The sequence below is a fragment of the Kluyvera sp. Awk 3 genome (assembly GCF_028069715.1).
Lineage (GTDB): Bacteria > Pseudomonadota > Gammaproteobacteria > Enterobacterales > Enterobacteriaceae > Kluyvera > Kluyvera georgiana_A.
Genome location: NZ_JANEWH010000151.1, coordinates 1 through 10,148, shown reverse-complemented (window position 1 = coordinate 10,148; position 10,148 = coordinate 1). Strand labels below are relative to the sequence as shown.

General features: G+C 54.4%; 9 protein-coding genes. 7 read left to right on the top strand and 2 right to left on the bottom strand.

The annotated features are described in order from the left end of the window. Positions 1-177 precede the first annotated feature (177 nt). From NNN71_RS21365 to ansP, 7 genes are all read left to right on the top strand, one after another. Positions 178-1,305 carry a BamA/TamA family outer membrane protein gene (locus NNN71_RS21365; RefSeq protein ID WP_271459291.1) on the top strand — a complete coding sequence of 376 codons (1,128 nt, stop codon included), beginning with the start codon at positions 178-180 and terminating at the stop codon, positions 1,303-1,305. Positions 1,306-1,339: 34 nt separating this feature from the next. Further along, positions 1,340-2,278, top strand: a complete 939-nt coding sequence (locus tag NNN71_RS21360) for a hypothetical protein (RefSeq protein WP_271459290.1) — start codon at positions 1,340-1,342, stop codon at positions 2,276-2,278. Further along, entirely contained in the window at positions 2,278-3,408 is a 1,131-nt protein-coding gene (locus NNN71_RS21355) for a BamA/TamA family outer membrane protein (RefSeq protein ID WP_271459289.1), read from the top strand. Before NNN71_RS21360 ends, NNN71_RS21355 begins: the two co-directional genes overlap by 1 nt. Further along, positions 3,408-4,514: a DUF4056 domain-containing protein gene (locus NNN71_RS21350; protein WP_163448597.1), complete on the top strand. Its 1,107-nt coding sequence runs from the start codon at positions 3,408-3,410 to the stop codon at positions 4,512-4,514. Before NNN71_RS21355 ends, NNN71_RS21350 begins: the two co-directional genes overlap by 1 nt. Before the next feature lie 120 nt (positions 4,515-4,634). Continuing rightward, positions 4,635-5,321 (top strand): hypothetical protein, encoded by a 687-nt coding sequence (locus NNN71_RS21345; protein ID WP_271459288.1) that lies wholly within the window; start codon positions 4,635-4,637, stop codon positions 5,319-5,321. A 162-nt stretch (positions 5,322-5,483) separates the two neighbouring features. Continuing rightward, the gene (locus tag NNN71_RS21340) at positions 5,484-6,077 is read left to right on the top strand and encodes a transporter (protein WP_163448601.1); all 594 of its coding nucleotides are present in this window, start codon (positions 5,484-5,486) and stop codon (positions 6,075-6,077) included. A 421-nt stretch (positions 6,078-6,498) separates the two neighbouring features. Further along, the gene (gene ansP, locus NNN71_RS21335; RefSeq protein ID WP_163448603.1) at positions 6,499-7,941 is read left to right on the top strand and encodes an L-asparagine permease; all 1,443 of its coding nucleotides are present in this window, start codon (positions 6,499-6,501) and stop codon (positions 7,939-7,941) included. Between the two features lie 44 nt (positions 7,942-7,985). Here ansP and NNN71_RS21330 read toward each other — a convergent pair whose 3' ends face one another. Both NNN71_RS21330 and NNN71_RS21325 read right to left on the bottom strand, forming a co-directional pair. Then, positions 7,986-9,314 carry an OprD family outer membrane porin gene (locus tag NNN71_RS21330; RefSeq protein WP_167576263.1) on the bottom strand — a complete coding sequence of 443 codons (1,329 nt, stop codon included), beginning with the start codon at positions 9,312-9,314 and terminating at the stop codon, positions 7,986-7,988. A 60-nt stretch (positions 9,315-9,374) separates the two neighbouring features. Continuing rightward, a partial coding sequence (locus tag NNN71_RS21325) for a histidine phosphatase family protein (protein ID WP_271459287.1) occupies positions 9,375-10,148 on the bottom strand: 774 nt, incomplete at its 5' end.

Here is a 10,148-nt window from a genome sequence, read left to right as displayed (position 1 = left end):
CAGTTCGGGCGATGAACCTTCTACATATAAGATGAACGCTATATTCCCCCCGGGTTCATCTCTTCTGTTGGCCCTGCTTGAATTAAACAAAGTCTGGTCTAAGCTCAGAAGAGCAGAGGGCTCAGGCAGTCTTCTGCGCTGAAAAATAACAATAATTATTTCTTCTGGGTGATGGCTATGGCGCAATTGCGGCGATGGATAATATTGCTATTGTCTTTGGCGCTTTGCCCGGCTGAAGCCAGCACTCTTTTCGATCCCGAAGATGGCATGCTCGATATGAGCCGCTATTTGCAGGATAACCCCTATGGTTTTCTTCCGGTCCCCGTGGTGATTACTGAACCGGCCGTCGGTTACGGCGGCGGACTATTCGGCCTGTTTTTACACGGGAAAGGCAAGGTGAATAATGGCCGCTATACGCCACCGGCGATAAGCGCCTTTGGCGGCGGCGGAACGCAAAACGGCAGCTGGTTTGTCGGCGGTGGGCACCGACGCACCTGGCAGGATGACCATATTCGCTACCTTGTTGCCGGTGGGTACGCTGATATCAATCTTGATATTTATACTGGCGACGTTGCGGGTTTTGACTCGCATCGCGCGATCAACACCGCCACTCAAGGCTACGGTGGTATGCAGAAACTGCTGTTTCGACTCGGCGATACGCCGATGTTTCTCGGCGCATCGCAATTTTGGGCCAGAATGGACATTTCCGCCAAAAATAATCCCCTGATTGATCGTGCCTGGCAGCGCGTGTTGGGTGACAGCAGTATCTCATCGAGCTTTGGCGTGGTCGCGGAATATGATGCCACCGACAACTTCTTCTGGCCGTCAGAGGGCGTCTCGCTGAACGGCGAGTATCAATTCTACGGTAGCGCGCTCGGCGGCGATTATCGTTACGACTTATTGACTCTGGATGGCAAGTTTTTTATTCCGCTTAACCCGGAATGGACGCTCTCTCTGGCGGGAAACTATCAAACACTCTCACCTCAGGATAACCACCTGCCGCCGATGGCGCGACCCTACATCGCGCTGCGCGGCATTTCCCGCTATCGCTATCAGGGCAATGACGTCAGCACTGTACAGACGCAGCTTGCCTGGCGGGTTACGCCGCGCTGGATAGTGCAGGGTTTTATCGGCGCGGGCAGCGCCGCCAATAGCAGCGCTGACCTGTACCGCAGCGCCGAGGTGGCGTGGGGCACCGGGTTCCGCTATCTGATTGCGCGTGAATATGGTTTGCACACCGGTATTGATGTGGCCTTTAGCGATAGCGAGCAGGCCGTCTATTTCAACGTGGGCTCGGGTCTGTAAATGGGGGGCCTTTGAACAAATGGGAAGAAGACCGATGAGATGGATAAACACCGTAGTGCCGCTAATCTTGTTCTCCGGCCTGGCCGCCGCAGCCGAAAGCGAGGAGCGGACTTTTCCTGTCTGGGGCGACGAGGCGCGGGCGCGAGGCTATGCGATTCCGTTGCCGTTTGGCGTCAACCTCAACTATATGAATATGCGGCAGAATATTGATGTCCAGAGCATCAGTTTTTCGGGACTGGCGTTAGGCGATCACCCCATTCCCGTCGACATGTTCGATATTGATGCCGGGCACACGCGTGAGCAAAGTAAAACGGAAACGCTGCGTCTGGATATGTGGGTATTCCCATTCCTCAACGTTTATGGGCTGGTGGGGCACTCACGCGGCTCGTCGGTCTCGAACGTTTCCGTCAATGCGGATCCCTCGCGTTACCGCGGACTGGATCGCCTTATCGCCGGGTCTGTGCATCAGCTTTACGAGAGCGGTCAGTTGCAGAATATTGATTTCACCCTCGATTTCAAAGGCACCACCTGGGGAACCGGAATTACCCTGGCCGGTGGCTACCAGAACTGGTTCGCGCTGGTGGATACCAACTATACGCGCACCGATTTCGATATTCTGGACGGTAAGATCTCTGCCCTGACGGTTTCTCCGCGCGTAGGTTATCGCTTTAGTTTCGAAGGGCCGGTGGGGCCATCACATCTGAGTCTCTGGTTGGGCAGCATGTATCAGGATGTCCAGCAGGAGTTTAAAGGCAGCCTGGAAGACCTGAAGATGCCCGCCACGCTTCAGCCGCTGATTAACGCGGTGAACCAGAACGGGGAGGGACGATTTCGCGTCAAGCAGCGCCTCACTTCGCCATGGAATATGCTGGTCGGCACGCAGTATGAAATGACGCCGCACTTCAATCTCCTGACCGAGATTGGCTTTAACGAGCGCAATAGTTTTTTCATTGCCGGTGAATATCGCTTCTGATGAACAGCTGCCGCCTGTTGCTGACCAGCACGCTGATGCTGATGGCCCTGCCAGCAGGCGCGATATCGCTCGACCAAAAATCAGTGGATGAATTGCTTTCATCGCTTGGCGCGGATAACCAATACGATCCTGCCAAAGGCATTAACTGGAGCGTGCTACCCGGCCCCTTTTATACGCCTGAACTGAAACTGGGCCTGGGAATGGCCGTTGCGGGGCTTTACCGCGTGGATCCCCACGATAGCCGCACGCAGAACTCCTCGCTTTCCTTCACCGGTTTTATCAGCGCCAGCGGCGCACTGGGTATAGGTGTCAACAATTATACCTTTTTTACCGATGATCGCTGGCGGCTGTTTGTCGATGGGGCGATAACCAAAGTTCCGACGGGGTTCTGGGGCATTGGCTACGACGCGGCGCAGGGGAGCGCGCAGGATTACACCAATAATTCCGTACGTTTGCGTCCGGTACTGATGCGCGAAGTGATCGACAATTTCTATATTGGCGCCGGGTGGGATTTTTCTTCGATGCAGGCCAGCGTTGACTCGCCGCACGAAGGCGACCGATTTTCTCATTACGATGCATCAACCTCGCCGCTCTCTTCGGGGGCTACCGTCAGCGTTAACTACGACTCGCGGGATGTGGTGACGCGCCCGGAGCACGGGCAGTTTTTTAAAGCCGAGTATACCTGGTTCGATCCTTCCGTTGGCTCAGACAGCCACTTTACCGCCACCGAGCTGCAATATAACGTCTATCACCTGTTGAATGAAAAAGCGGTGCTGGCATTTGACGTTTGGGGGCGCTTTACTCGCGGTGATGTTCCCTGGGATATGCTGTCGATGGCCGGCGATGACCGCCGACTGCGCGGCTATTATCAGGGGCGTTATCGCGACAATGATGTCGTGAGCGGGCAGGTAGAATACCGACGAAAGCTGAACTGGCGTCACGGGTACGTGGTGTGGCTGGGCGCTGGCGCGCTGGGCAGCGATATTGGTGATTTAAGCCATCATCCGCTGCTGCCGACCGCGGGCGTGGGCTATCGTTTTGAGGTGAAACCCGCCATGAACATTCGGCTGGATCTCGGTTTTGGCAAAGAGAGCGCCGGATTTTATTTCCAGGTGGCGGAGGCATTCTGATGATGAAATGGCTACTTCTTCTTACGCTTGCGGTCACGGGCGCGCAGGCGAATGACATGCTTTTTCCTGTCCAGCAGGCGAGGAAAATCGCCCCGGTTGCCGCAAGCCTTTCGCCGCCGGAGTCACTGCGCCCGTGCTGCGCTTTTGGTCATGACCTGCACGTCAGAGCCGTTGGTGTACCGGTGCCGTTTTATCAGATTGGCAACGTGCTGACGTTAGACACGCTGGGTGAGCACCGTTACAACGACAGCGCGCTGGGGGCGGTGAAAAATCTGGTTGGGCTGAGCGATGAGCAGAATGGGCTTATCTATACTCATCGCGGTGGGTTTATTGATATTGCCCACGTGCGCGATACGGCGGATAACACTTTCTTCATCTTCAGCCAGCTCTACCCCAAGCTGGGCCAGCGCTGGCGCTATTTTTATAGCAACGAACTGGGCGTTCGCCGGTTGCAGTTGAACGCGTTCACCCCTCCGGCCTCAATGATCTCGCGGTATACCCTGGCGGCGTGGCTATCCGCTCATCTGGCCTTCGAGCTGGCACAGTGGCATGAGATCGCCCAGTGGTACGGTTTTGAGTCTGTCCCCGGGTTTCCGGAAGAAATTTCGGCATTCTCGCCGGAGGATCTCTACTCGAATCTCCTGGGCGCACGAATGGCGATCACGGTGATATTACAGGGCAAGGGCCATTCCGTGGAGGCGTTCAACGCCGCCATGACCGATGAGCTGCATCGCGTCCTGTTGGCGTTAGATGTGGCGACGCAAAGCGAAACGGAGCAGAAATTCCGTGAACTCGATGGTTACTGGTGGAACAGTAAACGGCGGGTACCGGATAAATTCCTGGTGCTGAAGCGCAACTACAACCTGGAGAACAACCGATTACCCACGCCTGTGCCAGCTGAGAAAACCGCGCCGTACCAGCTAACGATGCCGAAAGTGGTTGAGGGGTATCAGCTGTCGCGTCTGGGGGCACTGCAAATCTACCCCGGTGATGATATGCAGCAGCTTCCGGCCCCCGCCTCCTACTACGATCCGTCTCAGTTCCAGGGGCTGGCCGATAAGGCGCAGGCGGCGGATAAAGTGCAACTTGAGCGCATTCAGAAGTAATCCGGCGATAAACACCGCGCATTACCGTCAGAATGTGTAAATTATCTTTATTTATCAATTGCTCACATTATTCTTTCTGCAACGTTGCCACTGCCATCCGTGACAAAGGTAAGAATGCAGATGAAAACCCTGTTTCGGGCTTCGGCCCTTATCTCGTTGTTATCGCCGCTCGTCGTTTATGCCGCGCCTGAAGCGCAGACGGATTATTTTCAGCGTATCAGCTTTCATACCCCCAGCACGCCAGGTTTTCGCACGGCCAGCATACTGAGCGCCGGATTTACCGGTGCGATCGTGACCATGAGCAGCAACCACGAGGCGTTGAATCTTAATGACGTGGTCTTCAGCTTTAATCACAGTTGGCTGAAAATCGACCCCCATCATGAAGGGCGGGTTACGCTGCGGATGGTACGACAGCCGCTGGCGCATGAAAGGGCGGGGACGTTGACGCTGCATAACCGTAAGAGCGGCAATTCCCAGCGCTACGACTTTACGGTCTCCACCTGGCTTATGGGCGACGGCGCGGTGGATGATAACTTTGTGCAGGCTCGTGAGCGCTGCGCGCGCCAGGGCGGGCGGCTGCTTACCACTCGCGAACTGAGGGACGTGTCCCGTAAATGGTTTGGTTTCAGTAAAGGCAATTTGCGTACGATGTATCCGCAGGCAACGCTGTTTAACGCGCAGGCGCGAGCCGGCGGCACCTTCTGGGTACACGAAGCAAAAGCGCTGTACCTGCACACGGGGGTCAAAAGCCCCGAACGTGGGATTAACACCATCTGCCGCTACGAGTACGAAAATAGCGCAATATAATGCCGGCCGCGCATCGGCTATTATTTTAACAAGGTCGGGAAATAAACGTTCGCCGGCAATAGCGCAATAATTGTTAAATATCGCGGCTATGTGGCACAGATGGACAAGTTGTCAGATAAACCTCACTGTAAAATAAAGTTTTGGTAAGATGCAGTGACTTTTATGATTTTAGTTAGCTTACTTTTTCGTGTTGTATTTTTAGCCCTGGCGGTAGTCGTTGTCGTACTGTGCCTGCATGTTGATGTGAATATAATCAAAAACGGTCTGACCGAAGACTCATTCACTGAAATTGTTCAGGAAAGTATTCTCTTTATCATTATCATGGTGCACCTTGTACGCGGGTGGAAACACAGCGCAATGCGTCAGTGCAATATTCTGATCGCCGGTTTTTTCCTTGCCATGCTGATCCGTGAGCTTGACGCGGTGTTTGACCTCATCCGGCATGGGAGCTGGCTGTGGTTCGCGCTGGCGGTAAGCCTGGCGACCCTCTACTACGCATTTCGTCAGCCGCAACGGGTGCTGGCACAGCTGGCTGAATATACCACGACGCCGTCATATGGATTAATGATTGCCGGTCTACTGGCGATTCTCGTCTTTTCCCGTTTGTTCGGTATGTCGATACTCTGGCAGTCTATTTTGCAGGATGGCTACGTCCGTATTGTCAAAAATATGGTGGAAGAGGGGAGCGAGCTGTTTGGTTATATTATCTGTCTGATGGCATCGGTAAATATTCTTCCTGAACGTCGCAAATCCTGATGCGGAATATTTCTTTCCGTAAAAATTACCTGTCACGAAATTAACTCAATGATGTGATTCATCTCTTTTATGCAACGGCCTCGATGACGAGGCCGTTTCGCCTTACCGACAGGCGGAAGCAGGCGGAATCAATATTTCCCTTCATTGTTAAGCACGAAGTGTTTACCTTCCCGATATTTTCCTGTTTTTCTCTTTCGCACAGTTAAAACCGCTGCCATGACCGCTGATGACGACGCTTTGTTCGTCCCGGAGCGCTCTGACGACCGCGTATGTTTTGCACCGCTTATTAATTGCAGGTAGGATGCTTCGCGGCGATTTTATCTCTACACAGAATGACGGGAAAAATCGCATTGATCGTCGTGGCTCGCGTTCCGTTCGCGACGACCTGAAATCTCCTTAAATCAGACAGGTAACAGGGAAAATGGAAACACAAAACACTCAAGCCGCGGAGCAACACGCGGCGAAACGACGCTGGCTGAATGCCCACGAAGAGGGGTACCACAAGGCCATGGGAAACCGTCAGGTGCAGATGATTGCGATCGGCGGGGCCATTGGTACCGGCCTGTTTCTCGGGGCTGGCGCGCGCCTACAGATGGCTGGCCCGGCGTTGGCGCTGGTGTATCTGGTATGCGGTATTTTTTCATTCTTTATTCTTCGCGCCCTTGGTGAACTGGTGCTGCATCGTCCTTCCAGCGGCAGCTTCGTCTCCTATGCCCGTGAGTTTCTCGGCGAAAAAGCCGCCTACGTGGCGGGCTGGATGTATTTCGTCAACTGGGCGATGACCGGCATCGTTGATATCACCGCCGTGGCGCTCTATATGCACTACTGGGGCGCATTTGGCGACGTTCCGCAGTGGGTCTTCGCGCTTGGCGCGCTGGCGGTGGTGGGCACCATGAACATGATTGGCGTTAAGTGGTTCGCCGAAATGGAGTTCTGGTTTGCGCTCATCAAAGTGCTGGCCATTGTTGTCTTCCTCGTGGTGGGTACCGTCTATCTGGGCAGCGGCAAGCCGCTGGACGGCAATGCGACCGGTTTCCATCTGATTACCGACAACGGCGGTTTCTTCCCGCATGGCCTGCTGCCCGCGTTGGTGTTGGTACAGGGCGTGGTTTTCGCCTTTGCCTCGATTGAACTGGTCGGTACCGCGGCCGGCGAATGTAAAGATCCGCAGACCATGGTGCCGCGCGCCATCAACAGCGTGATCTGGCGTATTGGTCTGTTCTACGTCGGCTCCGTGGTGCTGCTGGTCCTGTTGTTACCGTGGACCGCCTACCAGGCGGGGCAAAGCCCGTTCGTCACCTTCTTCTCGAAGCTGGGTGTGCCGTACATCGGCAGCATTATGAACATCGTGGTCCTGACCGCCGCACTCTCCAGCCTGAATTCGGGCCTGTACTGCACCGGGCGTATTCTGCGCTCGATGGCGATGGGCGGATCCGCGCCGAAGTTTATGAGCAAAATGAGCCGTCAGCAGGTGCCGTATGCCGGGATTATGGCCACGCTGGTGGTTTACGTGGTGGGCGTATTCCTCAACTATCTGGTGCCGTCTCAGGTGTTTGAAATCGTCCTGAACTTCGCGTCGCTGGGGATTATTGCTTCGTGGGGCTTTATCATGGTCTGCCAGCTGCGTCTGCGTAAAGCCATTAAAGAGGGCAAAGCCGCCGACGTCAGCTTTAAGCTGCCGGGGGCGCCGTTTACCTCCTGGCTGACGCTGCTGTTCCTGCTGAGCGTGCTGGTGCTGATGGCGTTTGACTACCCGAACGGTACCTACACCATCGCTGCGCTGCCGCTGATTGCTATTCTGCTGGTCGCCGGTTGGTTTGGCGTTCGCAAGCGCGTGGCGGAAATTCACCGCACCGCGCCGTAATCTCTCCTGCAGGCCTGATAGTGAACCTATCAGGCCTGCTTTTCTCAGAACATCCGAAAACGGTATTCAATAATGGCTTCAGAGGACAGCGTCTGCGTGCGCGTATAGTGGCCGTTAGTGAGCACCGGCGTTTTACCGCTGGTTTTATACGACCAGCCGGGGCCAAACATCAGCCAAACTGTTAAATTCTTCAGCGGCGGCGCGGAAGGCGTCCAGCGGGTAAAGGCGCTAATTTCGCCGGTACGTACGTGGTTATTCTTGTAGTTAAACTGCGCGATATTTCCCGCCAGCCCGACAGCTAAATCCGGCGTCAGTTTATAGTCGGAAATATTTGCCAGCACCAGTTCGCCATCGCGCATATAGTCATCGCCGGCATAGGCCATTGAGATAAATGTGCCGCGTGAGTTTTTACTCATATGGCGAGGATAGAAGCCGACTTCATTCTCTTTTTTGGCGCTGGTATAGCCCACACCCCATTTCGTACTCCAGCGGTCGGCCTGCCAGCTGGCGTCGATAGCGAAATGCCAGGCGTTATGATCGAAGTCGCGTTTGCTGGCGGGCATCGCCAGATAGTTATCCAGCGCTTCGGTTGCATAGATTTGCGTGCCGATATTCAAACGCTCGACGGGCCGCAGTTGGGTAAACAACAGATGCCGGCGCAGATAATTTTCGCTCTCACCGTAGCCATATTGCGCGCTGAACAACTGGCTGTTCCACAACAGTTCGCCGCTCGCCAGATGGTTGATTTTCTCTCCGGTATTGGTCTGCAACTGTTTTTTATCCGGCGAGTTACGGTCCATTGAATTCTCGATATAGGCACCGCGTAGCGTCAAATGCTCATTGCTGATGCCGCCGCTAATCCCCGAATAGGTGGTGGGCGAGAGGCGATTGGAGGTGGAGATAACGCCGTAATTTTTCAGTACCTGCCAGCCCCAGCGGGCGTTCAATTGGGTATCCGCAACGTTATACTTCAGCTTAATATTACGTTGGCCGAATTTAGAATATCCCTCAGCATTGCTTTTTTTATTACCCTCGCCGTTATTATACAGTACGCCTCGGGAGTTAAAATAATCACTGGCGCCTAATTTCACTGCACCATAATAAACGGCGTCAACGCCAATAAAATCGGCAAAATAGCCCGATTGATAATCCACCGCCACGCCCTGACCCCAGGCATTGTGCACGTGTGTGGGGTTTGCATTCTCCTCCTTCAGATATTTCCAGTAGTTCTTTAATGACAGGGTCATCGACGAATCACGAAAAAAAGCGTTATCCAGATACGCATATTCATTTTGATTGTCGGCGGCCCATGCTGACATGGCGCAGCCTTGCATCAGCATAAGCAATGCTGTTGCTAATGGTGTTATTTTCATGTGTGATCCCAGAATAGATTCGCGGGGGCAAGAATCCCCGCGGTATTATCAATGTAGCTATTATTTTTGATTATTCAGACGCTGTTTACCGGCTTCGACGTAGTGCAATGTGCCAATTTCCGGCACGCTGTAGTGACCGTTTTTATAGATAATTTTGACCACGGCGGCGTTAGCCAGCGGCTTATTTTTGTCTGGCGAATCGGTGAGATCGGAGATCATAATTTGCATCGATGTACCCGACGAGATAGCCAGCACGGTTTTATCGCCGTTCGCCTGCGCCTGCTTGACGATAGTCGCCAGCGCGGCCTGGGTGCGGGCTTTTACCTGCGCATAGTTTTCTGCCAGCCCCTTCGGGTCAGCTTTTGCCAGCGCGTCCTGTGAATCCTTCACGGGCAGGGTTCCCGCCTTCATCGCCTGGAACAACGCGGCGCTATCGGCTAACCCGAGCGCATGTGCGCCGGCTTCCGCCATATCTTTATTGAAGCCGCCCTCAAAACCGCCAAAGAAGGCTTCACGCAGGCCGGGAAGCTCATTGAGCTGGTAGTTTGCGACCCCCATTTGCTTGAGAATGACCGCCATGGTTTCGCGCTGGCGTCCCGCGTCGCTGGAGTAATAGCGGTCAAATGCGATCCCTTTTAACCCTTCGCCAAGATAACGGGCGACCCGGACGCCATCTTCGGTCAGCGGCGTATCGGCCCAGCCCTGAACGCGATCGAAGGTATTAAACAGCGTTTTACCATGACGGGCAAAATAGAGGGTGACGGTATCATCGTGGGCAGAGGGGGCAATATCTGCCGCAGAACAGGTCGCCGCGCTGGCAAGCGCCATTAAAGC